General features: G+C 71.8%; 21 protein-coding genes. 16 read left to right on the forward strand and 5 right to left on the reverse strand.

What is annotated here, in order from left to right; translation table 11 throughout:
- Window positions 1–16 precede the first annotated feature (16 nt).
- The 9 genes from ftsW (at window position 17) to IF09_RS0103935 (ending at window position 8,779) form a co-directional block, all read left to right on the forward strand.
- Entirely contained in the window at window positions 17–1,423 is a 1,407-nt protein-coding gene (gene ftsW, locus IF09_RS0103895) for a putative lipid II flippase FtsW (RefSeq protein ID WP_030291898.1), read from the forward strand.
- Between the two features lie 6 nt (window positions 1,424–1,429).
- Window positions 1,430–2,524 (forward strand): undecaprenyldiphospho-muramoylpentapeptide beta-N-acetylglucosaminyltransferase, encoded by a 1,095-nt coding sequence (murG, locus tag IF09_RS0103900; protein ID WP_030291900.1) that lies wholly within the window; start codon window positions 1,430–1,432, stop codon window positions 2,522–2,524.
- Between the two features lie 16 nt (window positions 2,525–2,540).
- Entirely contained in the window at window positions 2,541–3,392 is an 852-nt protein-coding gene (locus IF09_RS0103905; RefSeq protein ID WP_030291902.1) for an FtsQ-type POTRA domain-containing protein, read from the forward strand.
- A 288-nt stretch (window positions 3,393–3,680) separates the two neighbouring features.
- Window positions 3,681–4,886, forward strand: coding sequence for a cell division protein FtsZ (gene ftsZ / locus IF09_RS0103910; protein ID WP_030291903.1), 1,206 nt, complete (start codon window positions 3,681–3,683; stop codon window positions 4,884–4,886).
- Complete coding sequence (gene pgeF, locus IF09_RS0103915) at window positions 4,883–5,671, forward strand: peptidoglycan editing factor PgeF (RefSeq protein WP_051832063.1); 789 nt, start codon at window positions 4,883–4,885, stop codon at window positions 5,669–5,671. The genes ftsZ and pgeF overlap by 4 nt, the downstream gene beginning before the upstream one ends.
- Window positions 5,658–6,377, forward strand: a complete 720-nt coding sequence (locus tag IF09_RS0103920) for a YggS family pyridoxal phosphate-dependent enzyme (RefSeq protein ID WP_030291905.1) — start codon at window positions 5,658–5,660, stop codon at window positions 6,375–6,377. The genes pgeF and IF09_RS0103920 overlap by 14 nt, the downstream gene beginning before the upstream one ends.
- 151 nt (window positions 6,378–6,528) lie before the next feature.
- Window positions 6,529–7,137, forward strand: a complete 609-nt coding sequence (locus IF09_RS0103925; protein ID WP_030291906.1) for a cell division protein SepF — start codon at window positions 6,529–6,531, stop codon at window positions 7,135–7,137.
- A 60-nt stretch (window positions 7,138–7,197) separates the two neighbouring features.
- Window positions 7,198–7,494 carry a YggT family protein gene (locus IF09_RS0103930; RefSeq protein ID WP_030155988.1) on the forward strand — a complete coding sequence of 99 codons (297 nt, stop codon included), beginning with the start codon at window positions 7,198–7,200 and terminating at the stop codon, window positions 7,492–7,494.
- A gap of 82 nt (window positions 7,495–7,576) precedes the next feature.
- Window positions 7,577–8,779 (forward strand): DivIVA domain-containing protein, encoded by a 1,203-nt coding sequence (locus tag IF09_RS0103935; RefSeq protein WP_030291907.1) that lies wholly within the window; start codon window positions 7,577–7,579, stop codon window positions 8,777–8,779.
- Between the two features lie 171 nt (window positions 8,780–8,950).
- Here the strand turns inward: IF09_RS0103935 and ileS are convergent, their stop codons facing one another.
- A complete protein-coding gene (ileS, locus tag IF09_RS0103940) occupies window positions 8,951–12,130 on the reverse strand; it encodes an isoleucine--tRNA ligase (RefSeq protein ID WP_030291908.1) in 3,180 nt (1,059 codons plus the stop codon).
- 614 nt (window positions 12,131–12,744) lie between these two features.
- Between ileS and IF09_RS0103945 the strand changes: the two genes are divergently transcribed.
- The 4 genes from IF09_RS0103945 to IF09_RS0103960 all read left to right on the forward strand — a co-directional run bounded on the left by IF09_RS0103945 (window position 12,745) and on the right by IF09_RS0103960 (window position 15,915).
- Entirely contained in the window at window positions 12,745–13,731 is a 987-nt protein-coding gene (locus tag IF09_RS0103945; protein ID WP_030291910.1) for a TraR/DksA family transcriptional regulator, read from the forward strand.
- 134 nt (window positions 13,732–13,865) lie between these two features.
- Window positions 13,866–14,426 carry a signal peptidase II gene (gene lspA / locus IF09_RS0103950; protein ID WP_030291912.1) on the forward strand — a complete coding sequence of 187 codons (561 nt, stop codon included), beginning with the start codon at window positions 13,866–13,868 and terminating at the stop codon, window positions 14,424–14,426.
- 74 nt (window positions 14,427–14,500) lie between these two features.
- Window positions 14,501–15,442 (forward strand): RluA family pseudouridine synthase, encoded by a 942-nt coding sequence (locus IF09_RS0103955; protein WP_030291914.1) that lies wholly within the window; start codon window positions 14,501–14,503, stop codon window positions 15,440–15,442.
- Window positions 15,439–15,915, forward strand: coding sequence for a GNAT family N-acetyltransferase (locus tag IF09_RS0103960; RefSeq protein ID WP_030291916.1), 477 nt, complete (start codon window positions 15,439–15,441; stop codon window positions 15,913–15,915). The genes IF09_RS0103955 and IF09_RS0103960 overlap by 4 nt, the downstream gene beginning before the upstream one ends.
- Window positions 15,916–16,095: 180 nt before the next feature.
- Here IF09_RS0103960 and IF09_RS0103965 read toward each other — a convergent pair whose 3' ends face one another.
- From IF09_RS0103965 to IF09_RS0103975, 3 genes are all read right to left on the reverse strand, one after another.
- The gene (locus tag IF09_RS0103965) at window positions 16,096–17,688 is read right to left on the reverse strand and encodes a Na+/H+ antiporter (RefSeq protein WP_030291918.1); all 1,593 of its coding nucleotides are present in this window, start codon (window positions 17,686–17,688) and stop codon (window positions 16,096–16,098) included.
- Between the two features lie 86 nt (window positions 17,689–17,774).
- Window positions 17,775–18,791 carry an SDR family NAD(P)-dependent oxidoreductase gene (locus IF09_RS0103970; RefSeq protein WP_030291919.1) on the reverse strand — a complete coding sequence of 339 codons (1,017 nt, stop codon included), beginning with the start codon at window positions 18,789–18,791 and terminating at the stop codon, window positions 17,775–17,777.
- Window positions 18,788–19,951: a UDP-N-acetylglucosamine--N-acetylmuramyl-(pentapeptide) pyrophosphoryl-undecaprenol N-acetylglucosamine transferase gene (locus tag IF09_RS0103975; protein WP_030291920.1), complete on the reverse strand. Its 1,164-nt coding sequence runs from the start codon at window positions 19,949–19,951 to the stop codon at window positions 18,788–18,790. Before IF09_RS0103975 ends, IF09_RS0103970 begins: the two co-directional genes overlap by 4 nt.
- Window positions 19,952–20,065: 114 nt before the next feature.
- Here IF09_RS0103975 and IF09_RS0103980 point away from each other — a divergent pair, with 114 nt between their 5' ends.
- Both IF09_RS0103980 and IF09_RS0103985 read left to right on the forward strand, forming a co-directional pair.
- Window positions 20,066–20,773, forward strand: coding sequence for a response regulator transcription factor (locus tag IF09_RS0103980; protein WP_030291921.1), 708 nt, complete (start codon window positions 20,066–20,068; stop codon window positions 20,771–20,773).
- The gene (locus tag IF09_RS0103985) at window positions 20,770–22,185 is read left to right on the forward strand and encodes a sensor histidine kinase (RefSeq protein WP_030291923.1); all 1,416 of its coding nucleotides are present in this window, start codon (window positions 20,770–20,772) and stop codon (window positions 22,183–22,185) included. The genes IF09_RS0103980 and IF09_RS0103985 overlap by 4 nt, the downstream gene beginning before the upstream one ends.
- Window positions 22,186–22,260: 75 nt before the next feature.
- On the opposite strand, the gene IF09_RS0103990 is transcribed toward IF09_RS0103985, so the two are convergent.
- Complete coding sequence (locus tag IF09_RS0103990; RefSeq protein ID WP_051832064.1) at window positions 22,261–23,313, reverse strand: mechanosensitive ion channel family protein; 1,053 nt, start codon at window positions 23,311–23,313, stop codon at window positions 22,261–22,263.
- 57 nt (window positions 23,314–23,370) lie between these two features.
- Here IF09_RS0103990 and IF09_RS0103995 point away from each other — a divergent pair, with 57 nt between their 5' ends.
- Window positions 23,371–23,949, forward strand: a complete 579-nt coding sequence (locus IF09_RS0103995) for a dienelactone hydrolase family protein (protein WP_078613038.1) — start codon at window positions 23,371–23,373, stop codon at window positions 23,947–23,949.
- The last annotated feature ends 65 nt before the right edge of the window (window positions 23,950–24,014 follow it).

Consider the following 24,014-nt stretch of genomic DNA (forward strand, 5'->3'; position numbering starts at 1 on the left):
GAGGGGAAGGTCACACATGCCGGCCAAGCAAGTGCTGCCCGGGCGGCGGCCGTCCGCCGTGAAGGCCGTCAGGTCCGTCAAGAACGCGAAGCCCGCCAGGACGGTCAAGGCGCAGGGCCGCAGGCGTCCGGCCGTGGGGGTGCGGCGGCCCGCCGGGCGCGGGCCGCTGGAGCGGATCCGGCGTACGCAGCGGCAGTTGCGCAAGGCCTGGGACCGGCCCCTCACCGCGTATTACCTGATTTTCGGCAGCTCGCTGCTCATCACCGTGCTGGGCCTGGTGATGGTCTACTCAGCCTCGATGATCAAAGCGCTCCAGCTGGGCCTGGGGGACGCGTACTTCTTCAAGAAGCAGTTCCTGGCCGCCCTGATCGGCACCGGGCTGCTGCTGGTCGCCTCGCGGATGCCGGTCAAACTGCACCGGGCGCTGTCCTATCCCGTGCTCGCAGGAACCTTGTTCCTGATGGTCCTGGTCCAGGTCCCCGGGATAGGGGTGGCGATCAACGGCAACCAGAATTGGATCTCCCTTGGCGGTCCGTTCATGCTCCAGCCCAGTGAGTTCGGCAAGCTGGCGCTGATCCTCTGGGGCGCCGACCTGCTGTCCCGCAAGGGCGACAAGGAGCTGCTGAGCCAGTGGAAGCACCTGCTGGTGCCGCTGGTCCCGGTCGCCTTCCTGCTGCTCGGGCTGATCATGCTGGGCGGCGACATGGGCACCGCGATGATCCTCGGGGCCATCCTTTTCGGCCTGCTGTGGCTGGCGGGAGCCCCGACGCGGATGTTCGTCGGGGTACTGGCGTTCGCGGGTGTGATCGTCGCACTGCTGATCAGGACCAGCCCGCACCGGATGGACCGGCTCGCCTGCATCGGCGCGACGGACCCCGGCCGGAACGACCTGTGCTGGCAGGCCGTGCACGGGATCTACGCCCTCGCATCCGGCGGATGGTTCGGTTCCGGTTTGGGTGCCAGTGTGGAAAAATGGGGGCAACTGCCCGAAGCCCATACCGACTTCATCTTCGCCATCACCGGGGAGGAACTGGGTCTGGCAGGGACGCTGTCGGTACTCGCCCTGTTCGCGGCTCTAGGCTATGCGGGTATCCGCGTGGCCGGACGCACGGAGGACTCCTTCGTACGGTATGCCGCGGGAGGCGTGACCACCTGGATCACGGCCCAGGCCGTGATCAACATCGGTGCGGTGCTCGGTCTGCTGCCGATCGCCGGAGTCCCGCTCCCGCTGTTCTCGTACGGGGGGTCCGCGCTGCTGCCGACGATGTTCGCGGTCGGACTGCTCATCGCCTTTGCGCGGGAGGAGCCGGCGGCGCGCGCGGCGCTCGCGATGCGCCAGCCGAAGACCGGCTGGAAGCGGACCGGGCAGAGATGGAAGTCGATGAGACGGAGCGTCAAGAGGCGTCCGTCCGGAGAGCGGTGAATTTCGGTGCATGTCGTACTCGCCGGTGGGGGGACCGCCGGCCACATCGAGCCGGCGCTCGCCCTCGCGGACGCCCTGCGCAGGCAGGACCCTTCCGTGGGCATCACCGCCCTCGGCACGGAGCGCGGGCTCGAAACCCGCCTCGTGCCCGAGCGCGGCTATGAGCTGGGGCTGATCCCCGCCGTCCCGCTGCCCCGCAAGCCCACCCCCGAGCTGATCACCGTCCCCGGACGGCTGCGCGGCACGATCAAGGCCGCCGAGGAGATCCTGGAGCGCACCAAGGCCGACTGCGTCGTCGGCTTCGGCGGCTACGTGGCCCTGCCCGGCTACCTCGCCGCCAAGCGGCTCGGGGTGCCGATCATCGTCCACGAGGCCAACGCCCGGCCGGGACTGGCCAACAAGATCGGCTCGCGCTACGCCCACGCCGTCGCGGTCTCCACCCCCGACAGCAAGCTGCGCGGCGCCCGCTACGTGGGCATCCCGCTGCGCCGCAGCATCTCGACCCTGGACCGGGCCGCGGCCCGCCCGGAGGCGCGTGCCGCGTTCGGGCTGGACCCGAACCTTCCGACGCTGCTCGTCTCCGGCGGCTCGCAGGGCGCCCGCCGCCTCAACGAGACGATCCAGCAGGTCGCGCCGACCCTCCAGCGCTCCGGGATCCAGATCCTGCACGCGGTCGGCCCGAAGAACGAACTGCCGCGTGTCGACAACATGCCCGGGATGCCGCCGTATGTGCCGGTACCGTACGTGGACCGGATGGATCTCGCGTACGCCGCCGCCGACATGATGCTGTGCCGCGCGGGCGCGATGACCGTCGCCGAACTCTCCGCCGTCGGGCTGCCCGCCGCGTACGTCCCGCTGCCGATCGGCAACGGCGAACAGCGGCTCAACGCCCAGCCGGTGGTCAAGGCCGGCGGCGGCCTGCTCGTCGACGACGCGGAGCTGACCCCCGAGTGGGTGCTCAGCCAGGTCCTCCCGGTACTCGCCGACCCGCACCGCCTGTACGAGATGTCCCGGGCCGCGGCCGAGTTCGGCCGCCGCGACGCCGACGACCTGCTCGTCGCGATGGTGTACGAGGCGATCGCCGCCCACAGGAACCGCTAGCGCAGGAGGCACAGGAGTGGCCGGAGCGACCACCGCACAGCGCGGCAATCCCGGGTCCGCCCGGAAGGGCAAGGGCTCCGGCTCTCCCAAACCGCCCAAGCCGCCCAGGTCGTCGAAGGGTTCCGGCCCGCGGGGCCCCGGTCTGCAGCGCCTCGTCCGGCGCATGCGGCACCGGGGCCCCGTGCTGCTCTGCCTCCTCGCCGCGGTGCTCCTCGTCGGGGGTGGCAGCTGGGTGCTCTACGGGTCCTCCTGGTTCCGGATCGAGAAGGTGACCGCAAGCGGAACGCAGGTGCTGACCCCCGGGCAGGTGCTGGCCGCCGCGGCCGTACCGGTCGGGGCGCCGCTGGCGACCGTGGACACCGACGAGATCGCGGACCGGGTCCGCAGCCGGCTGCCCCGCGTCGATTCGGTCGATGTGGTGCGCGCCTGGCCGCACGGAATCGGGCTGAAAGTGACCGAGCGCAAACCGGTCCTGCTCATCAGAAAAGACGCCAAGTTCGTGGAAGTGGACGCTTCGGGTGTGCGATTCGACACGGTTCCGAAAGCACCCGCGGGTGTTCCGGTCCTCGAATTGTCCGCGGCACAGTCGCCGAGCGGCCGCCGCTTCGACGAGGAGCGGCTGCTGCACGAGGCGGTGGGCGTCGCCGGAGACCTCCCCGAGGCGGTCGCCAAGGAGACCGTGCAGGTCAAGGTGGGGTCGTACGACTCGGTCGTGCTGGAGTTGACCCGTGGCCGGACCGTGGTGTGGGGCAGCGGCGAGCAGGGTGAGGCGAAGGGCCGTGCGCTGACCGCCCTGCTGAAAGCGGCGCCCAAGGCTGACCACTTTGACGTGAGTGTCCCCACCGCCCCTGCGGTGTCCGGGAGTTGACGCCGGGTCGAACAGCGACGCACCCTGGTTGGCCACCGATACGGGTGATCACATAGGGTGAAAAGAAAAACGGGAGGTTCGGCGTGTTCGTTGAACACGCGCTACTTGTCGACTTAGTGTCCTGTTCGGAAGTCCCATGGGTTCCAAGCAACAGACACACTCCTAACCCTAAACTTCAGGGTTAGGGTTCGGGTCGGCGCGTTCGGACCGTCCCACATTTCGGCATCAGTCGTCGCAACGCAGGCCCGCGAGGCGGCGACACGTAACTCGAGGCGAGAGGCCTTCGACGTGGCAGCACCGCAGAACTACCTCGCAGTCATCAAGGTCATCGGTGTCGGCGGCGGTGGTGTCAATGCCATCAACCGAATGATCGAGGTCGGTCTCAAGGGCGTCGAGTTCATCGCCATCAACACGGACGCCCAGGCGCTGTTGATGAGCGACGCCGACGTCAAGCTCGACGTCGGCCGTGAACTCACCCGGGGCCTCGGCGCCGGCGCCAACCCGGCAGTCGGTCGCAAGGCGGCAGAGGACCACCGCGAGGAGATCGAGGAGGTCCTCAAGGGGGCCGACATGGTCTTCGTCACCGCCGGCGAGGGCGGCGGCACCGGCACCGGCGGTGCACCCGTCGTCGCCAACATCGCGCGCTCGCTCGGCGCCCTGACGATCGGTGTGGTCACCCGGCCGTTCACCTTCGAGGGCCGGCGCCGCGCGAACCAGGCGGAGGACGGCATCGCCGAGCTCCGCGAAGAGGTCGACACCCTCATCGTCATCCCCAACGACCGGCTGCTGTCCATTTCGGACCGCCAGGTCTCGGTCCTGGACGCCTTCAAGTCGGCCGACCAGGTCCTGCTCTCGGGTGTCCAGGGCATCACCGACCTCATCACCACCCCGGGTCTGATCAACCTCGACTTCGCGGACGTCAAGTCCGTCATGTCCGAGGCCGGCTCGGCCCTCATGGGCATCGGCTCCGCCCGCGGCGACGACCGCGCCGTGGCCGCCGCAGAGATGGCCATCTCCTCGCCGCTGCTGGAGGCGTCCATCGACGGCGCCCGCGGTGTGCTGCTCTCCATCTCCGGCGGCTCGGACCTCGGCCTCTTCGAGATCAACGAGGCCGCGCAGCTGGTCAGCGAGGCCGCCCACCCCGAGGCGAACATCATCTTCGGCGCCGTCATCGACGACGCGCTCGGCGACGAGGTACGGGTCACCGTCATCGCCGCCGGCTTCGACGGCGGACAGCCCCCGGCCCGCCGGGACAACGTCATCGGCGCCGCGTCCACCAAGCGCGAGGAGCCGGCCCCGGCGCCGGTCCGCGCAGCAGAGCCGGTGCGCCCGGCCTTCGGCGGACTGGGCACGGTCACCCCGCGCGAAGACCCCCCGGCTCCGGCCGAGGCGGCTCCGGCCGAGGCCGCGGCCCCCGCGCCGCAGGTCCCGACGGCCCGGCCGTACCAGGACAGCCCGGCCGAGGAACTGGACGTTCCGGACTTCTTGAAGTGACGCTGGACCAGCACATCGAGAACGGCGCCCACTTCGCCTTCACCGACCGGTGGGGCGGGGTGAGCGCCGTTCCGTACGAAGAGCTCAATCTCGGCGGCGCGGTCGGAGACGACCCCACCGCCGTTCTCGCGAACCGGGCGGTCGCGGCCGGGGCCCTGGGCATCGAGCCGGACCACGTGGTCTGGATGAACCAGGTGCACGGCAAGGACGTGGCGGTGGTCCCCGGACCCTGGGGCCCCGCCGCCGACGTACCGGCGGTGGACGCGGTGGTGACCACCCGTCGGGGGCTCGCCCTCGCGGTGCTCACCGCGGACTGCACCCCGGTCCTGCTGGCCGACCCCGTCGCCGGGGTCGCGGGAGCGGCCCACGCGGGCCGGCCCGGACTGGTCGCCGGGGTCGTGCCCGCCGCCGTGGAGGCGATGGTCTCGCTCGGGGCCGAACCGGGGCGGATCATCGCCCGGACCGGACCCGCGATCTGCGGCCGTTGTTACGAGGTGCCGGCCGAGATGCGGGACGCGGTGGCCGAGGCGGTACCGGCCGCCTACGGCGAGACGAGTTGGGGGACTCCGTCCGTCGACGTGGTCGCCGGGGTGCACGCCCAGCTCGCGGAGGCGGGGGTGGTGAACCTGCACCGATCGCCGGTCTGCACACTGGAGTCGCGGGACCACTTCTCGTACCGCCGCGACCGGGTGACCGGGCGGCTTGCCGGATATGTCTGGTTGACAGAGCTTTCCCGGGGGGCGACTCCCGGACCCTCGGGGGAAAAGAAGAATGACGGACCGTAAGTCGGAGCTCGCGGAGAACCTCGCGCGGGTGGAGGAACGCATCTCGTCCGCCTGCGCGGCAGCGGGGCGCGGACGGGAGGAAGTGACGCTCATCGTCGTCACCAAGACCTACCCCGCGAGCGACGTACGACTGCTGGCGGACCTGGGGGTCCGTCATGTGGCTGAGAATCGCGACCAGGATGCCGCCCCCAAGGCTGCGGCCTGCGCGGATCTGCCGCTCAGCTGGCATTTCGTGGGCCAGTTGCAGACGAACAAAGTCCGTTCCGTGGCGGGATACGCGCATGTGGTGCAGTCGGTCGACCGGCCGAAGCTCGTCACCGCGCTCTCGGCGGCCGCGGAGGGAGCGGGGCGCGAACTCGGCTGCCTCGTACAGGTCGCCCTCGACGCCGAGTCGGGGGAGCGCGGGACCCGGGGCGGCGCCGCTCCGGAGCAGCTCGCCGAACTCGCGGACCTCGTGGCCGGGGCGCCCGGACTGCGGATCGACGGTGTGATGACCGTGGCTCCGCTGGCCGGGCCCTACGCGGGACGCGAACAGGCCGCTTTCGAGCGGCTGGTGGAATTGTCATCCCGCCTGCGCGCGGACCATCCGGCTGCCACGATGGTGTCGGCCGGGATGAGTGCAGACCTGGAACAGGCCGTTGCGGCCGGTGCGACACATGTACGCGTCGGCACTGCGGTACTCGGCGCGAGACCCCGGCTCGGGTAACGTCGCGAAGAAAGTCGGACCACAGCAGAAAATATGGTCATTACCGCTGATGGGCGGACGGACCACGTGGATCGCGGGCAGTTGGTGACTTTGGTGACACAGCGACACACCTGCGACAGGGCGATCCACCACAGAGCGGAGGACTCAGAGAATGGCCGGCGCGATGCGCAAGATGGCGGTCTACCTCGGCCTCGTGGAGGACGACCGGTACGACAACCCGGGGTACGACCCCGACGACGAGTTCGAGCCCGAGCCGGAACCGGAGCGGGACCGCCGGCGCCAGCAGCCCGTGCACCAACCGCCCGTAACGGACGAACCGGTAAGAATCGCCCAGCCTCCGGCGCAACGGGAACCCATCCCATTGCCGCTGGAAAACGGACGTCCTGCGCGAATTGCCCCCGTGGCATCCATCACACCTGAACGCTCGAACCTGGAGAAGAACGCCCCCGTGATCATGCCCAAGGTCGTCTCCGAGCGGGAGCCGTACCGCATCACGACGCTGCACCCCCGGACCTACAACGAGGCCCGTACCATCGGGGAACACTTCCGTGAGGGCACTCCGGTGATCATGAACCTCACGGAGATGGACGACACGGACGCGAAGCGACTTGTCGACTTCGCCGCCGGCCTCGTCTTCGGCCTGCACGGCAGCATTGAACGCGTGACACAGAAGGTGTTCCTGCTGTCGCCTGCTAACGTCGATGTCACGGCGGAGGACAAGGCCCGCATCGCGGAGGGCGGGTTCTTCAACCAAAGCTAGACCGATCCGTCAGACACGGGGCCGGGGACAGAGCGAGAGCAGGGGAGAGGGAAGCGCGGGATGGGCGTCGCACTGCAGGTGGTCTACATCGCGCTGATGTGCTTCCTTATCGTGCTGATCTTCCGACTGGTGATGGACTACGTCTTCCAGTTCGCACGTTCATGGACACCCGGCAAGGCGATGGTGGTCGTCCTTGAGGCCACCTACACTGTCACCGATCCACCGCTCAAGCTTCTCCGGCGATTCATTCCGCCGTTGCGTCTCGGGGGCGTGGCACTCGACCTGTCCTTCTTCGTTCTGATGATCATCGTTTACATCCTCATCAGTTTCGTGAGCACCGCTGCGAGAAGCGTGTGAACGATGAGCTTCCCCGCAGGCGCGGGGACAGTCCCGATACGGTCCTGCCGACTGCCGACGACTACGTAGAGGTGAAGAAGACATGCCGCTGACTCCCGAGGACGTGCGGAACAAGCAGTTCACGACCGTCCGCCTCCGAGAAGGCTATGACGAGGACGAGGTCGATGCCTTCCTCGACGAGGTCGAGTCCGAACTGACGCGCCTGCTGCGCGAGAACGAGGACCTGCGCGCCAAGCTGGCCGCCGCCACGCGTGCCGCCGCGCAGAACCAGCAGCAGCAGGGCATGCGCAAGCCGGAACCCCAGGACCAGCGCGGCCCCGGCGGCCCCGGTGCCCCCGTGCCCGCTGCCATATCCGGCCCGCCGGCGCAGCAGGGCCCGCCGCAGATGGGCCCGCCGCAGCTGCCGGGCGGCCAGCCGCAGCTTCCGGCCGGCCCCGGTGGACACGGACCGCAGGGTCCGGGCGGTCCGGGCCCGATGGGCGGCCCCATGCACACCATGGGCGGCCAGCAGCAGATGGGCCAGCAGTCCATGGGCGGCCAGAACCCGCTCGGCCAGCAGATGCAGCCCATGGGCCAGCAGATGCAGCCGATGGGCCAGCAGATGCAGCCCATGGGTCAGCAGATGCAGCAGCAGATGCAGCAGCCGCAGCTCCCGCAGCAGGGCCCCGGTGGCGACAGTGCCGCCCGCGTCCTGTCGCTGGCGCAGCAGACCGCCGACCAGGCGATCGCGGAGGCCCGCTCCGAGGCCAACAAGATCGTCGGCGAGGCGCGCAGCCGTGCCGAGGGCCTGGAGCGGGACGCCCGCGCCAAGGCCGACGCGCTGGAGCGGGACGCGCAGGAGAAGCACCGCGTCGCGATGGGCTCCCTGGAGTCCGCCCGCGCCACGCTGGAGCGCAAGGTCGAGGACCTGCGGGGCTTCGAGCGCGAGTACCGTACGCGTCTGAAGTCCTACCTGGAGTCGCAGCTGCGTCAGCTCGAGACCCAGGCGGACGACTCCCTGGCCCCGCCGCGCAACCCGGCCGGTCCGGCGCTGCCGCCGTCGCCGACGCCGTCGATGGCTCCGGCCGGAGCGATGGGGCACTCGATGGGCGCTCCGTCGCCCATGGGCGGTCCCTCGCCGATGGGCGGCCCGTCCCCGATGGGCGGCCCCTCGTACGGTGGTCAGCAGCAGATGTCTCCCGCGATGACGCAGCCGATGGCTCCGGTGCGGCCGGCCGGTCCGCAGCCGATGCAGCAGGCGCCGTCGCCGATGCGGGGCTTCCTGATCGACGAGGACGACAACTAGGCGCCGCTCGCCAGTCGGCGGCAGTCGCTTCACGGGCCGGGCCCGGTACCCCCACGGGGGCACCGGGCCCGGCCCGTTTGTGTCCCCGCCTGCCGGGCGCTGCCGCGGCGGGGAGGGAACGGCTGTGGCCCGGCACCCCGTGGGGGCGCCGGGCCACAGGGCCGGGGAGGGTTACGCCTTGCGGAGGCGGAACGTCAGGGACAGGGACTCGTCCGTGAACGGGGTGCCGTACGTGGCGTCCGCCTCGCCGATGGCGTAGTCCGTCGACAGGACCTCGTCCGCGATCAGGGTCGCGTGGTCCGTCAGGGCCGTGACGACCTCCGGGTCCGACGAGGACCACCGCAGGGCGATGCGGTCCGCGACGTCCAGGCCGGAGTTCTTGCGGGCCTCCTGGATCAGGCGGATCGCGTCACGGGCCAGGCCCGCCAGCCGCAGCTCGGGGGTGATCTCCAGGTCCAGGGCCACCGTCGCGCCGGAGTCGGATGCCACCGACCAGCCCTCGCGGGGGGTCTCGGTGATGATCACTTCCTCCGGGGAGAGGGAGATCTCCTCGCCGTTCAGCGAGATGACCGCCGAGCCGGAGCGCAGGGCCAGCGACAGCGCAGCGGCGTCGGCCGCGGCCACCGCCTTCGCGACGTCCTGGACGCCCTTGCCGAAGCGCTTGCCCAGCGCCCGGAAGTTCGCCTTCGCCGTGGTGTCCACCAGCGATCCGCCGACCTCGGAGAGGGACGCCAGGGAGGAGACGTTCAGCTCCTCCGTGATCTGGGCCTGGAGCTCGGGGGACAGGGCGTCGAAGCCCACCGCGCCGACCAGCGCCCGGGACAGGGGCTGGCGCGTCTTGACGCCCGACTCGGCGCGCGTGGCGCGGCCCAGCTCGACCAGGCGGCGGACCAGCAGCATCTGCTGGGACAGGGTCCCGTCGATCGCCGTGGTGTCCGCGACCGGCCACGCCGACAGGTGCACCGACTCCGGGGCGTCCGGGGTGACCGGGACGATCATGTCCTGCCAGACCCGCTCCGTGATGAACGGGGTCAGCGGGGCCATCAGACGGGTCACCGTCTCCACGACCTCGTGGAGCGTGCGCAGCGCTGCCTTGTCGCCCTGCCAGAAGCGGCGGCGCGAGCGGCGCACGTACCAGTTGGACAGGTCGTCCACGAACGCGGAGAGGAGCTTGCCGGCGCGCTGGGTGTCGTACGACTCCATCGCCTCGGTGACCTCGGCCACCAGGGTGTTCAGCTCGGAGACCAGCCAGCGGTCCAGGACCGTGCGCTCCGCCGGTGCCGGGTCGGCCGCCGAGGGGGCCCAGCCGGAGGTGCGGGCGTACAGGGCCTGGAAGGCGACCGTGTTCCAGTACGTCAGGAGGGTCTTGCGGACGACCTCCTGGATCGTGCCGTGGCCGACGCGCCGCGCTGCCCACGGGGAGCCGCCGGCCGCCATGAACCAGCGCACCGCGTCCGCGCCGTGCTGGTCCATGAGCGGGATCGGCTGGAGGATGTTGCCCAGGTGCTTGGACATCTTGCGGCCGTCCTCGGCGAGGATGTGGCCCAGGCAGACCACGTTCTCGTAGGACGACTTGTCGAAGACCAGCGTGCCGACCGCCATCAGCGTGTAGAACCAGCCGCGCGTCTGGTCGATCGCCTCCGAGATGAACTGCGCCGGGTAGCGCTTCTCGAAGATCTCCTTGTTCTTGTACGGGTAGCCCCACTGCGCGAACGGCATCGAGCCCGAGTCGTACCAGGCGTCGATGACCTCCGGCACGCGGACGGAAGTCAGGGTGCAGCCTTCCGCCGTGCAGGTGAAGGTGACGCCGTCGATGTACGGGCGGTGGGGGTCCAGCGCGCTGTGGTCCTGGCCGGACAGCTCTGACAGCTCGGCGCGGGAGCCGACGCAGGTGAGGTGGTTCTCCTCGCAGCGCCAGATCGGCAGCGGAGTGCCCCAGTACCGGTTGCGGGACAGCGCCCAGTCGATGTTGTTGTTCAGCCAGTCGCCGAAGCGGCCCTGCTTCACCGAGTCGGGGAACCAGTTCGTCTTCTCGTTCTCCCGCAGCATCGCGTCCTTGACGGCGGTGGTGCGGATGTACCAGGACGGCTGCGCGTAGTAGAGCAGCGCGGTGTGGCAGCGCCAGCAGTGCGGGTAGCTGTGCTCGTACGCGATGTGCTTGAAGAGCAGGCCGCGGGCGTCGAGGTCGGCGGTCAGCTTCTCGTCCGCCTTCTTGAAGAAGACGCCGCCGACCAGCGGGACCTCCTCCTCGAAGGTGCCGTCGGGGCGGACCGGGTTCACGACGGGCAGGCCGTACGCGCGGCAGACCGCGAGGTCGTCGGCGCCGAAGGCGGGGGACTGGTGGACCAGACCGGTGCCGTCCTCGGTCGTGACGTACTCGGCGTTCACGACGTAGTGGGCGGGCGCCGGGCGGCTTCCATCGGTTCCCTCGCTGACGCTCGGGAACTCGACGAGCTCGAAGGGGCGCTGGTAGGTCCAGCGCTCCATCTCCTTGCCCGTGAAGGTCTGGCCTGTGGCCTCCCAGCCCTCGCCGAGGGACTTCTCCAGCAGCGGCTGGGCGACGACCAGCTTCTCCTCACCGTTCGTGGCGACGACGTACGTGACCTCCGGGTGCGCGGCCACGGCCGTGTTGGACACCAGGGTCCAGGGGGTCGTCGTCCAGACCAGGAGGGCCGCCTCGCCGGCCAGCGGGCCGGAGGTCAGCGGGAAGCGGACGTAGACGGACGGGTCGACGACCGTCTCGTAGCCCTGCGCCAGCTCGTGGTCGGAGAGGCCGGTGCCGCAGCGGGGGCACCAGGGGGCGACGCGGTGGTCCTGGGTGAGCAGGCCCTTGTTGAAGATCTCCTTCAGCGACCACCACACGGACTCGACGTACTCGGGGTCCATGGTCCGGTAGGCGTCGTCCAGGTCGACCCAGTAGCCCATCCGGGTCGTGAGCTCCGTGAACGCGTCGGTGTGGCGGGTCACGGACTCGCGGCACTTGGCGTTGAACTCGGCGATGCCGTACGCCTCGATGTCCTGCTTGCCGTTGAAGCCGAGCTCCTTCTCGACGGCGAGCTCGACGGGCAGGCCGTGGCAGTCCCAGCCGGCCTTGCGGGCCACGTGGTAGCCGCGCATGGTGCGGAACCGGGGGAAGACGTCCTTGAAGACGCGGGCCTCGATGTGGTGCGCGCCGGGCATGCCGTTCGCGGTGGGCGGGCCCTCGTAGAAGACCCACTCGGGGCGGCCCTCGGACTGCTCCAGGGTCTTGGCGAAGGTCTTGCTCTCGCGCCAGAAGTCGAGAACGGCGTGCTCGAGGGCGGGCAGGTCGACCTGGGCGGGTACCGGGCGGTACTGCGGCGGTGTGGTCATGAGGCTGAACTCTTCCTCCGGCGGGATGTCACTTCCGTCCGGAGGGACGAGAGCCACTCCTGAGAATCCAGGACGCCTGCTCCCGCGGTACCACCCTCCTTGACCGCCGGACGGATCCGGCGGCCCCCTCATTGGGGCGCGAAGCCGGTTCTACTCGCCGTCGCCGGATCCGCGGGGACCCGTACGGCTTTCTTCCGGCGGCTCAGGGGTGATCCTTCGCATCGCGCTCGCCCCCGGGCTCTCACCGTCCCCGGGTCGCTCATGGCTGCGTCCGAAGCTACTCGTCCCCGTCCATGCCTTTCGCTGGGCCCAGTGTACGGGGCGGGGGCGCGCTCGGCAGACCGCTTTACGGGGGGTCGGGGCGGAGGTTCCGGCGGGCCCGGGGACAGGGCGCGGGGCGGCGGCCGGGTGGGACGCGGCATGACCCGAACGGGCCGACGGGCCGGTCCGGGCTCCGGTGTGACGGGTGGGGCGGATTACCGGGCTCCCTGATGGGCACAACGGATGCAGGTTGGCATCGACGGACGCGTGCCCCGTTGCCGCGAGGCCGGAGTCGATTTATCGTTCCGGCACGATTCGCGCGCAAGATCACAGTATGTGAAGGGGCCGCGGCCATGGTGGCGAAGAAGACCGCCGACAGAACTGCCGAGAAGGCTGTCGGGAAGGCCGCCGGGAAGGCGACGGCGGCCGGGAATGCGGCTTCGGCCCGGAAGGCGACCGCCGTCGGGAAGAAGGCCGCGAAGCCTGCGGCCGGGACGGCGGTGAATTCGGTGAAGTCGGCGAAACCGGTGAAGTCGGCGACCAAGGCGACCGAAGCGACCACCGCGGCGGCCGAGGCGGCCGTGAAGGCGCCCGCCGAGAAGACGGCGGCCGAGAAGACGGCGGCCGAGAAGGCGGCGGCCGAGAAGGCGGCGGCCAAGAAGGCGGCGGCCAAGAAGGCTGCCGGCGGAAAGACCGGCACGACCTCGGCCGTGAACACGACGGCCGTCGACAAGGTGGCCGCGAAGAAGGCGACCGGCGTCGGGAAGACGACCGCGAGGAAGGCCACGGCCAAGGCGGCCGGGGCCGAGGGGGCGGCGCATGCCGCGCAACAGACGGGAGCCCGGAAAGTGGTTGCCAAGAAGAGCACCGGCACGGCCAGGAAGACGGCCGCGGCCGCCACCAGCGGCCTGCCGAAGGCCAGGGTCACGGCGGGCCTGGCGCCGGGCGAGCTGGCCGTACGGCCCGGCGAGGACCCCTGGACCCCGGCGGAGGTGGCCGAGGCCCGCAGCGGGCTGCAGAGCGAGGTCCTGCGGCTGCGGGACGAGCTGCAGGCCTCCGACGAGGCCATCTCGGGCCTGATGCGGGACTCCGGCGACGGCGCGGGCGACGACCAGGCCGACACCGGCACCAAGAACATCACCCGGGAGTCCGAGCTGGCCCTGGCCGCGAACGCGCGCGAGATGCTCGAACAGACCGAGCGGGCGCTGGAGCGGCTGGACGCGGGCACGTACGGGCTCTGCGAGAACTGCGGCCAGCCCATCGGGAAGGCCAGGATGCAGGCGTTCCCACGGGCGACGCTCTGCGTGGACTGCAAGCAGAAGCAGGAGCGACGGCACTGAGGGGGCGCTGAGACGGCACGGGCCGGGCTGCCGCCACAGGCGGACCCTGACGTACTCTCGTGTCTCGTCAGGGTCCAGGGACCTGGCAGGGCTGTGTCGTCGGCAACCTGGTTCGAGCTAGTCGAGGGACTCACGTGGCAGAGGCGGAGAGCATCATCGGTACGCCGGAGGTCGGGGACGGCGCCCAGCCGGAGTCCGTCGAGCCCAAGGGGCGTCGGCGGATCATCGCGCTGCTCGTCGTCGCGCTGCTCGCCTACCTGCTCGACTTCGGCAGCAAGATGCTGGTCGTCGCGAAGCTGGAGCACCAGCCGCCGATCCGGATCATCGGCGACCTGCTGAAGTTCGAGGCGATCCGGAACCCGGGCGCGGCCTTCGGCTTCGGCGAGGCCTTCACCATCATCTTCACCTGCATCGCGGCCACCGTGATCATCGTGATCGTGCGGCTGGCCCGCAAGCTCTACAGCCTGCCGTGGGCGATCGCGCTGGGCCTGCTGCTGGGCGGTGCGCTGGGCAATCTCACCGACCGCATCTTCCGCTCGCCGGGGGTGTTCCGGGGGGCCGTCGTCGACTTCATCGCGCCCGCGCACTTCGCGGTCTTCAACCTCGCGGACTCGGCGATCGTGTGCGGCGGCATCCTGATCGTGCTGCTCTCGTTCAAGGGTCTGGACCCGGACGGCACGGTCCACAAGGACTGATCGCGCACCGGCCGCGCACTGGTTGCGCGGTGATCGCGGGAAAGCTGCGCTGCCGAGTCCTGCATACTCGACAGGTGAGTACGATTCCCGAGATCCGCACCCTGCCCGTTCCCGATGGCCTCGAGGGCGAGCGCGTCGACGCCGCCATCGCCCGTATGTTCGGTTTTTCCCGGACGAAGGCGGCCGAGCTCGCCGCAGCGGGGAAGGTGTCGGTCGACGGCAGCGTCGTCGGGAAGTCCGAGCGCGTGCACGGCGGCGCCTGGCTCGAAGTCGAGATGCCCGCGCCGCCGCGGCCCGTCGAGCTCGTCGCCGAGCCCGTCCCGGGCATGGAGATCGTCCATGACGACGACGACATCGTCGTCATCATGAAGCCGGTGGGCGTCGCCGCCCACCCGAGCCCCGGCTGGACCGGCACCACCGTCATCGGCGGCCTCGCCGCCGCCGGCTACCGGATCTCCACCTCCGGCGCCTCCGAGCGCCAGGGCGTCGTGCACCGCCTCGACGTCGGCACGTCCGGCCTGATGGCCGTCGCCAAGTCCGAGCGCGCGTACACCTCGCTGAAGAACCAGTTCCGCGAGCGGGTCGTGGACAAGCGCTACCACGCGCTCGTACAGGGCCATCCGGACCCGATGAGCGGCACCATCGACGCCCCGATCGGCCGGCACCCCAGCGCGGACTACAAGTGGGCCGTGACGCAGGAGGGCAAGCCCTCCGTCACCCACTACGACCTGATCGAGGCCTTCCGGGCCGCCTCGCTCCTCGACATCAAGCTCGAGACCGGGCGTACGCACCAGATCCGCGTGCACATGTCCGCGCACCGGCACCCGTGCGTCGGCGACCTCACGTACGGCGCCGACCCGACCGTCGCGAAGCGGCTGGGCCTGACCCGGCAGTGGCTGCACGCGGTGCGGCTCGGCTTCGAGCACCCGTCGGACGGCCAGTGGGTCGAGTTCGAGAGCACCTACCCGGCGGACCTCCAGCACGCGCTGGACGTGATCCGGGCCGAGAGCGAGTGACGGCAGGCGCGGCCTTCGCGGTCCGGGTCGCGGTGGGGGAGGCCGACTTGGCGGCCTGCCATGCGGTCCGGGCCGAGGTGTTCGTGGTCGAGCAGTCGGTGCCGGAGTCGATCGAGTACGACGCGTACGACGCGGTCGCGGTGCACGTGCTGGCCGTGGGGACGGACGGGGAGCCGCTCGGCACCGGGCGACTGCTGTACGGGCCTGCGGCGTCGGCCAAGACGGGCGGCGACCTGACGGTCGGCTCGCTCGGGCGGCTGGCCGTGCGCAAGGCCGCGCGCGGCCTGGGTGTGGGGGCGGCGCTGGTGCGGGCCATCGAGGCGGAGGCGGTCCGTCTGGGCCTGACGGCCGTGGACCTGGGCGCGCAGACGCATGCGGTCGGCTTCTACGCCGGGCTGGGGTACGTGGCCCACGGGCCGGAGTTCGAGGACGCGGGCATCCCGCACCGGGCGATGCGGCGCAGCCTGCCGTAGCCGTAGCCGTAGCCGTAGCCGTAGCCGTAGCCGTAGCGGTGGCCGGTGGCCGGTGGCCGGTGGCCGTGGCCGGTGGCCGGTGGCCCCGCGGGGCTGTCCCCGCCCCGCCCTTTCCCCGTTCCCGGGCCCTGCCCTGACCGACCCCGCGCCCGGAACGCCGGCAGGACCGGAACCGGCCCGTCACGTGCTGCGGAGGCTGCGGACGTCCAGGTGGCGCAGGACCCGGTCCACGATCTCCGGATCCGCGCCGGGCTCGCTGCGCGCCGCAAGCACCTCGTGCCGCGCCGCCGACATCATCTCCCGCTGGATCCGCTGGACGTCCCGGATCCGCTCCACCCGCTTCGCGTACGCCTCCCGCCGCTCCTCGTCGACCATGTCGGGGCTGATTCTGGCCCCCACGTCGTACGCCCGCCGGTACAGCACCTCCACCAGGTCCTCCGGGAGGTCCTCCACCTCCTCGATCTCCTTCAGCCGCCGCTTCGCGGCCTTCGCCGCGCGGATCGCCAGCTGCCGCTCCGTCTCCCGCTCGGCGTCCTCGTCGGCCTCCACCCCCAGCACCCCCACCAGCCACGGCAGCGTCAGCCCCTGGCACACCAGCGTCACCATGATCACGGCGAAGGCGATGAAGATGATCTGGTCCCGCCCCGGAAACGGCGCCCCGCCGTCGACCCTCAGCGGAATGGCCAGCGCCAGCGCCACGGACGCCACCCCGCGCATCCCGGCCCACCACATCACCACGCTCTCCCGCCAGCTCAGCGGGATCTCCTCGGCGTAGTCGCGCCGCGTGTGCAGCCGCTTGGCCAGCCACCCGGCCGGCAGCAGCCACAGCAGCCGTACGCCCACCACCACCGCGATCACGGCGGCCGCCCACCCCGCCATCTCCCCCTCACGGCCGGCCGCGACGCCGAACACGTTGTGCAGCTCCAGCCCGATCAGCCCGAAGGCCACGCCCGTGACCAGCGTGTCCACGACCTCCCAGAAGGTGTGCCCGGCGAGGCGCCCCAGCACGTCGTCCGCATCGGTCGCGTACTCGGCGAGGAACAGGGCCGTCGTCAGCACGGCCAGCACCCCCGACCCCTTGAACTCCTCGGCCAGTACGTACGACACGAACGGCACCAGCAGCGTCAGCCCGATCTGGAGCGTGGCATCGCCGAGCCGCCCCATGAGCGCGTTGGCGGCCCAGCCCAGACCGAGCCCGACGGCGACGGCGACCACGGCGGAGAGCACGAACTCCCCCAGCGCATCCGGCCAGGAGAAGCTGCCGCTGACCGCGGCGGCGATGGCGACGTGGTACAGCACGATCGCGGTGACGTCGTTGAACAGGCCCTCGCCCTCCAGGATGGACACCAGGCGGCGCGGCAGCCCGAGCGATCCGGCGACGGCGGTCGCGGCGACGGGGTCGGGCGGGGCCACGAGCGCGCCGAGCGCGACGGCGGCGGCGAGCGGCAGCCCGGGGACGACGGCGTACGCGACGGCGCCGACGGCGGCGGTCGTGACGAACACGAGCGCCACGGCGAGCAGGAGGATCGGCCGGACGTTGGCGGCGAACTGCCGCCACGAGGTGCGCTGCACCGAGGCGTAGAGCAGCGGTGGCAGCACGAGCGGCAGGATGAACTCGGGCGGGACGTCGACATTCGGCACGACCGGCACCAGCGCGAGCACGACCCCGCCGATGGTCATCAGGACGGGGGCGGGCAGCCCGAGCCGGTCCCCGAGCGGCACGGTGACCACGGCCCCGAGCAACAGTACGAAGAGCAGAGCAAGCTGATCCACTCCCCCACCCTGCCGTACCGCCGCCCGCGGCAACCCACGCCCCGTCGAAGCCTCGCCCGCCTGGCGGGTCCCCGCCCCGGCCGGGGTCAGACCTGGTAGCGGGAGGGAGCAAAGAGGGAGAGGTTCGAGGCGATCCATGAAGACGTGCGGGACAGGCCCTCCGTCAAGGAGACCTCCGGCTTCCAGCCCGCCCACTCCCTCGCCCGGGAGTTGTCCGACAGGAGGCGCCGGACCTCGCTGCCCGCGGGGCGCAGGCGGGTCTCGTCCACCACGACGCGGGCGTCCCGGCCCGACGCCGCGATCAGGGCCTGCGCCAGGTCTCCGATCGAGATCTCCCGGCCCGTTCCGAGGTTGACCACCTCGCCCAGCGCCCGGTCGCATTCCGCCACCGCCAAGAACCCCTCCGCCGTGTCCGTCACGTACGTGAAGTCCCTGGTGGGGGAGAGGGAGCCCAGGCGGATCTCCTGTGCGCCCGCGTGCAGCTGCGCCAGGATCGCCGGGATCACGGCGCGCGCCGACTGGCGGGGGCCGTATGTGTTGAACGGCCGGACCACCGTCACCGGCAGCTCGAACGCGTGGTGGAACGACAGCGCCATCATGTCCGCGCCGATCTTCGACGCCGAGTACGGGGACTGCGGCTGCAGCGGGTGGGTCTCGGCGATCGGGGCCGTCAGGGCCGTCCCGTAGACCTCGCTCGTGGAGGTGTGCACGAGGCGCCGCACCCCGTGGCGGCGGCAGGCCTCCGCCATGTTCTCCGTACCGGTCACGTTGGTCTGGACGTATGCACCCGGCGAGGCGTAGCTGTACGGGATCCCGATCAGCGCCGCCAGGTGGAACACCGTGTCGCAGCCCTCCACCGCGTCGCTGACCCGGCCCGCGTCGCGGATGTCGCCGGCCCACATCTCCACCGGGCCGTCGGGGTCCGCGAGGTACCGCGCCAGGTTGCCCTTCTCCGCGTACGGCTTGTAGTGGACGAAGGCGCGGACCCGGGCGCCCCGGGCCACCAGCAGGTCGACCAGGGTGGACCCGATGAAGCCCTCCGCTCCGGTGACGAGGACCGTACGGTCCTTCCAGGTGTCCTGAGCATGGCTCTTGACGTTCATATCCGCTCCAGGGTGGCAAGGGGGACGCCGGCCACGCGGAGGACCTCCGCGGCCAGCAGTTCGGCGGCCCGGGCGTGCGGGCCGGGGTCGGCGGCGCCGGCCATCGCGGACAGCCGCGCCGGGTCGGCCAGCAGCGGGCCGAGCAGGGCCGCCAGCCGGTCGGCCGTGGTCTCGGCGTCGGGCAGCAGCAGGCCCGCTCCCGCGTCCGACAGGACCCGGGCGTTGTGGGTCTGGTGGTCGCCGGGGGCGTGGGGGTAGGGCACGAGCACGGCCGGGACTCCGGTCGCCGCCAGCTCGGCCACCGTCGCGGAGCCCGCCCGGCACACCACCAGGTCGGCGGCCGCGTACACGAGGTCCATCCGGTCCAGGTACGGCACGGCCCGGGCGATCCGCTGCCCGCCGCAGGCCGCGAGATCGGCGGCGGTGTCCGGCAGTGCCTGCGGGCCCGTCTTGATCAGCAGCTGTACGTCGTCCCGCCCCTGCCAGAGCCCGGCCAGCCCGACGGCGGCCGCGGTGAGGCGGACGGCGCCCAGGCTGCCGCCGTTGAAGACGACCAGGCGGCGGCCGTCGGGGACGTGCAGCGCCCGGCGGGCCTCCGTACGCAGGGCCGCGCGCTCCGGGCGCGACAGCTCCGCCAGCCGCGCGAGGGCCGCGGAGATCGGCATTCCGGTGGTCAGGGCGTGCGCCCCGCCCGCCAGATGGGGCCGGCTGCGGTCGAAGGCCACCGCGATGTGAGGGGTGAGCCGGGCCGCGAACTGGTTGGCGCGGCCCGGCACCGCGTTGGACTCGTGGATGACGGCCGGCAGCCCCGCCATCCGGGCCCCGAGCACGGCCGGCGCACTCGGGTAGCCGCCCATGCCGACGACGGCGTGCGCGCCCTGCGCCCGGATCACCGACCGGGCCTGCGCGGCCGAGCGCAGCAGCGCGGCGGGCAGCAGATACCGCTTCGCGCCGAGCGACGGGTCGAACGGGATCATGTCGACGGTGTGCAGCCGGTGGCCGGCGGCCGGGATCAGCTCGGTCTCCAGGCCGCGCTCGGTCCCGATGAACGAGACCACGGCATCGGGGACGGCCGCACGCAGCGCCTCGGCGAGAGCGAGCCCGGGGTAGATGTGGCCGCCGGTGCCGCCCGCGCCGATCACGACCGACAGGGGCGGCATTCCTTGCGCGTCTCGTGTGCCTCTTGTGCCTTGTGTGGTCATGGACGCACCCTCCCGGTGCGTCCTAAGAACGTTCTAAGAGGTTCTCTCAGAACCGTTTGGCAGGCTTTGCCCATGAGCAGCACGAGTGCGCACACGAGTGGGCCGCGGATCCTGGTCGTGGACGACGAGCCCGAGGTCCGGGCCGCCGTCCAGGACGGGCTGGCCGTCGAGGGGTACGAGGTACGGGGGGCCGCCGACGGCCTGGCCGCGCTGTCGGAGGTGGCCGGCTGGCAGCCCGACGCGGTGGTGCTCGACGTGATGATGCCCGTGCTGGACGGGCTCGGGGTCTGCCGGCAGCTGCGCGCGCTGGGCGACCGTACGCCCGTACTCGTCCTGACCGCGCTGGACTCGGTGAGCGAGCGGGTCGACGGCCTGGAGGCGGGCGCTGACGACTACCTGGTCAAGCCGTTCGCGCTGGACGAGCTGGTGGCCCGGGTCCGCGCCCTGCTGCGGCGGGCCGCGCCCGATCCGGCCGGCGAGGCCGCGCTCGGGTTCGCGGATCTCGTACTGGACCCCGCGACCCGGACCGGGCGGCGCGGCGGGCGGCCGCTGGAGTTCAGCCGCACCGAGGCGGCCCTGCTCGAGCTGCTGCTGCACCACCCCGGACAGGTGCTGCCGCGGGAGCTGATCCTGGAGCTGGTGTGGGGGCGGGACTTCGGACCGGAATCCAACTCCCTGGCCGTGTACGTGGGCTACCTGCGGCGGAAGCTGGAGGCGGGCGGCGAGCCGCGGCTGGTGCACACCGTCCACGGGGTCGGATACCGGCTGGGCACGGCGTGAGCGGCGCCCGGCCCGGGAAAGGGCGGCGCAGGCTCGGGGCGCGCTGGCGCAGACGGCGGCCGCTGCGCACCCGGCTGGCGCTGGCGGTCACCGCGGCGGTGGCGCTGGTCGCGGTCGGGGTGTGCACGGCGGCGTTCTTCGTCGTACGCGGCGCCCTGTACGAGCAGCTGAACCTGAGCCTCACCCAGTCCGCGCGGCTCGCGGCCCAGCGCAACCCGGACTCCGGGCCGGACGTCCTGGCCGGGGAATGCCGGTTCCTGGCGGCGCCCGCCTGCGCACAAGTGGTGCCGGCCGACCCGGCGGCCGACCCGGCCGCGCCGTACCTGCTGCCGGTGGACGCGACGACGCGGGCGGTGGCCGCCGGGCGGCACGCGCCGTACTACACGGACATCGTGCACGCGGGGCACCCGGCGCGGATGCTCACCACCGACTACGCGAAGGGGCGGGCGCTGCAGGTGGCGCTGCGGGCCGACACCGTCGAGGGCGGGATCGAGGAGGCGGCGTGGTGGCTGGTGCTGATCGGCGCGGGGGGTGTGCTGGTGGCGGCCGGGCTCGGGTACTGGGTGTCGCGGACCGGGCTGGCCCCGGTGACCCGGCTCACGGCCACCGCCGAGCGGATCGCGGCGACGCGGGATCCCCGGCACCGGATCGAACTGCCGCCGCCGGGACCACCGGGGAGGGAGGACGAGATCACCAGGCTGGCCGGGAGTTTCAACACCATGCTGGGCGAGCTCGAGCAGTCGGTCACGGCGCAGCGGCGGCTGGTCGCGGACGCCTCGCACGAGCTGCGGACCCCGCTGACGGCTCTGCGGACGAACGCGGAGCTGCTGGCGCGGGGGGAGCGGCTGACGGCGGAGCAGCGCGAGCGGGCCTCGCTCGCGCTGGGGCGGCAGCTGCGGGAGGTGACGGGGCTGGTGAACGACCTGATCGAGCTGGCCCGGGACGAGGAGCCGCAGCCGCTGGTGGAACAGGTCCGGCTGGCTCCGCTGGTGGAGCACTGCGCGGAGGCTGCGCGGGCGCACTGGCCGTCCGTACCGGTGGAGGTCCGCGTCCGCGCGGAGGTGGTGGTCCCGGGGGTGCCGGCGAGGCTGACCCGGCTGCTCTCGAACCTGCTGGACAACGCGGCGAAGTTCAGCCCCGCGGGGGCACCGGTGGAGGTGGAGCTGGTGGCGCGGGGCGGCGGCCCCGGCGGGGCCGAGCTGACGGTACGGGACCACGGCCCCGGAATCGCGGCCGAGGACCTGCCGTACGTCTTCGACCGGTTCTACCGGGCGGGGGCGGCGCGTGCCCTGCCGGGGTCGGGGCTGGGGCTCGCGATGGCCCGCCAGATCGCCCGTGCGCATGCCGCGGAGCTCGTGGCCGAGCCGGCTCCGGGCGGTGGAGCCCTGTTCCGGCTGACCTTCGGCCCCTGATGGCCTGCGGTCCGGCTTCCCGGGGCTCCGCCCCGGACCCCGCGCCTCGAACGCCGGCGGGGCCGGATCTGCCCGTCAGGCCGTCCCCGGGCGGGGGGCGGCGGGCGACGTGGCGATGCGGGGGAGGGCGTACGGGTGGTGGGCCACCAGCCAGGCGATGACGCGTTCGCGGACATGGCAGCGGACCGTCCAGATGTCGGTGCCGTCCTTCGCCGTGACCACCGCCCGGACCTGGATCGTGTGCGGGGTCGTGTCCGTCACCGCCAGGCTGCCCGTGCGGCCGTCCCATTCCGGGATCTCCTCCAGGATCCGCTGGAGCTGCTCGCGCATCAGGTCCAGCGGGGCGCTGTGGTCGAGGTGCCAGAACACCGTTCCGGTCATCTGCGCGCCGCCGCGCGACCAGTTTTCGTACGGCTTGCCTGTGAAATACGACACAGGCATGGTGATCCGGCGCTCGTCCCAGGTGCGCACCACCAGGAAGGTCAGGGTGATCTCCTCGACCGTGCCCCACTCCTTGTCGACGACCACCGTGTCGCCGATCCGCACCGTGTCGCCGAAGGCGATCTGCAGTCCGGCGAACAGGTTGCCCAGCGAGGACTGGGCGGCGATGCCCGCCACGATGCCGAGGACGCCGGCCGAGGCCAGCATCGAGGCGCCGACCGCCCGCATCGGCGGGAACGTGAGCAGCATCGCCGCCACCGCGACCACCACGACCACCGCCGTGACCACCCGGTGGATCAGCGTCACCTGGGTGCGGACCCGGCGCACCCGTGCGTCGTCCGGGTTCCGGTCCGCGTAGCGGGCGTACGAGGAGTCCACGACGGCCGTCGCGATGCGCACCAGCAGCCAGGCGGCCGAGGCGATCAGTACGAGGGTCAGCGCGCGGCCCACGGCGAACACGTAGTCCGCGGCGATCCCGGCCCGGCGGTGGGAGCCGTACAGCAGCGTCGTGCACAGGACGACCTGGAACGGCAGGCGGCACCGGCGCAGCAGCCCCCACAGCGGGGTCTCGCTGTGCCGGGCGTCGGCGCGGCGCAGCAGCAGGTCCAGCAGCCACCCGGCGAGCAGGGTGACGACCAGTGAGCCGCCGAGGACCGCGATCGGGCGCAGAACGGTGTCCGTGTCCATGGACTTCAACGTAACCGGAACGCGGGCTCGGTCCCCTCCCATCCGGCGAATGGCACGATGGGGTGCATGAACATCATGCTTTTCCACTCGACGTACGGGCTGCGGCCCGCGGTGCACGCGGCGGCCGACCGGCTGCGCGCGGCCGGGCACCGGGTCCAGGTGCCGGATCTCTTCGAGGGGCGCACCTTCGAGACCGTCGAAGAGGGCATGGCACACCGGGACGAGATCGGCCGCGACGAGCTGCTCAAGCGCGCGGTGCTGGCCTCCGCCCCCTACTCCGACCAGGGCCTCGTCTACGCCGGCTTCTCCTTCGGCGGTTCCGTCGCCCAGCACTTGGCGCTGGCCGACGAGAAGGCGCGCGGGCTGCTGCTCCTGCACGGGACGGCGGACCTCGAGGAGGACACCGCGGTCGACGAACTGCCGGTACAGCTGCACATCGCGGATCCGGACCCGTTCGAGACGCACGACTGGCTGACCGCCTGGTACCTGCGGATGCAGCGCGCGGGTGCGGACGTGGAGGTGCACCGCTACCCGGGTGCCGGGCACCTGTTCACGGACCCGGGGCTCGACGACTACGACGCGGAGGCCGCGGAGCAGGCCTGGCGGGTCGCGCTCGCGTTCCTCGACAGCCTGTAGCAGAGCCAAAGGTGAGGGGCAGGGCACGAACCGCGTGCCCTGCCCCTCGACGCTTCACGCAGTGA

Origin of the sequence: Streptomyces katrae, assembly GCF_000717655.1 — a bacterium.
Lineage (GTDB): Bacteria > Actinomycetota > Actinomycetes > Streptomycetales > Streptomycetaceae > Streptomyces > Streptomyces katrae_B.

Excerpts from the sequence above, each read along its gene's own strand:
- ftsW (WP_030291898.1), top strand. The coding sequence starts at position 17 with ATGCCGGCCAAGCAAGTGCTGCCCGGGCGGCGGCCGTCCGCCGTGAAG.
- IF09_RS0103920 (WP_030291905.1), top strand. The coding sequence starts at position 5,658 with ATGACGGACCGTAAGTCGGAGCTCGCGGAGAACCTCGCGCGGGTGGAG.
- IF09_RS0103925 (WP_030291906.1), top strand. The coding sequence starts at position 6,529 with ATGGCCGGCGCGATGCGCAAGATGGCGGTCTACCTCGGCCTCGTGGAG.
- IF09_RS0103930 (WP_030155988.1), top strand. The coding sequence starts at position 7,198 with ATGGGCGTCGCACTGCAGGTGGTCTACATCGCGCTGATGTGCTTCCTT.
- IF09_RS0103935 (WP_030291907.1), top strand. The coding sequence starts at position 7,577 with ATGCCGCTGACTCCCGAGGACGTGCGGAACAAGCAGTTCACGACCGTC.
- ileS (WP_030291908.1), bottom strand. The coding sequence starts at position 12,130 with ATGACCACACCGCCGCAGTACCGCCCGGTACCCGCCCAGGTCGACCTG.
- IF09_RS0103945 (WP_030291910.1), top strand. The coding sequence starts at position 12,745 with ATGGTGGCGAAGAAGACCGCCGACAGAACTGCCGAGAAGGCTGTCGGG.
- IF09_RS0103970 (WP_030291919.1), bottom strand. The coding sequence starts at position 18,791 with ATGAACGTCAAGAGCCATGCTCAGGACACCTGGAAGGACCGTACGGTC.
- IF09_RS0103975 (WP_030291920.1), bottom strand. The coding sequence starts at position 19,951 with ATGCCGCCCCTGTCGGTCGTGATCGGCGCGGGCGGCACCGGCGGCCAC.
- IF09_RS0103980 (WP_030291921.1), top strand. The coding sequence starts at position 20,066 with ATGAGCAGCACGAGTGCGCACACGAGTGGGCCGCGGATCCTGGTCGTG.
- IF09_RS0103990 (WP_051832064.1), bottom strand. The coding sequence starts at position 23,313 with ATGGACACGGACACCGTTCTGCGCCCGATCGCGGTCCTCGGCGGCTCA.
- IF09_RS0103995 (WP_078613038.1), top strand. The coding sequence starts at position 23,371 with ATGGGGTGCATGAACATCATGCTTTTCCACTCGACGTACGGGCTGCGG.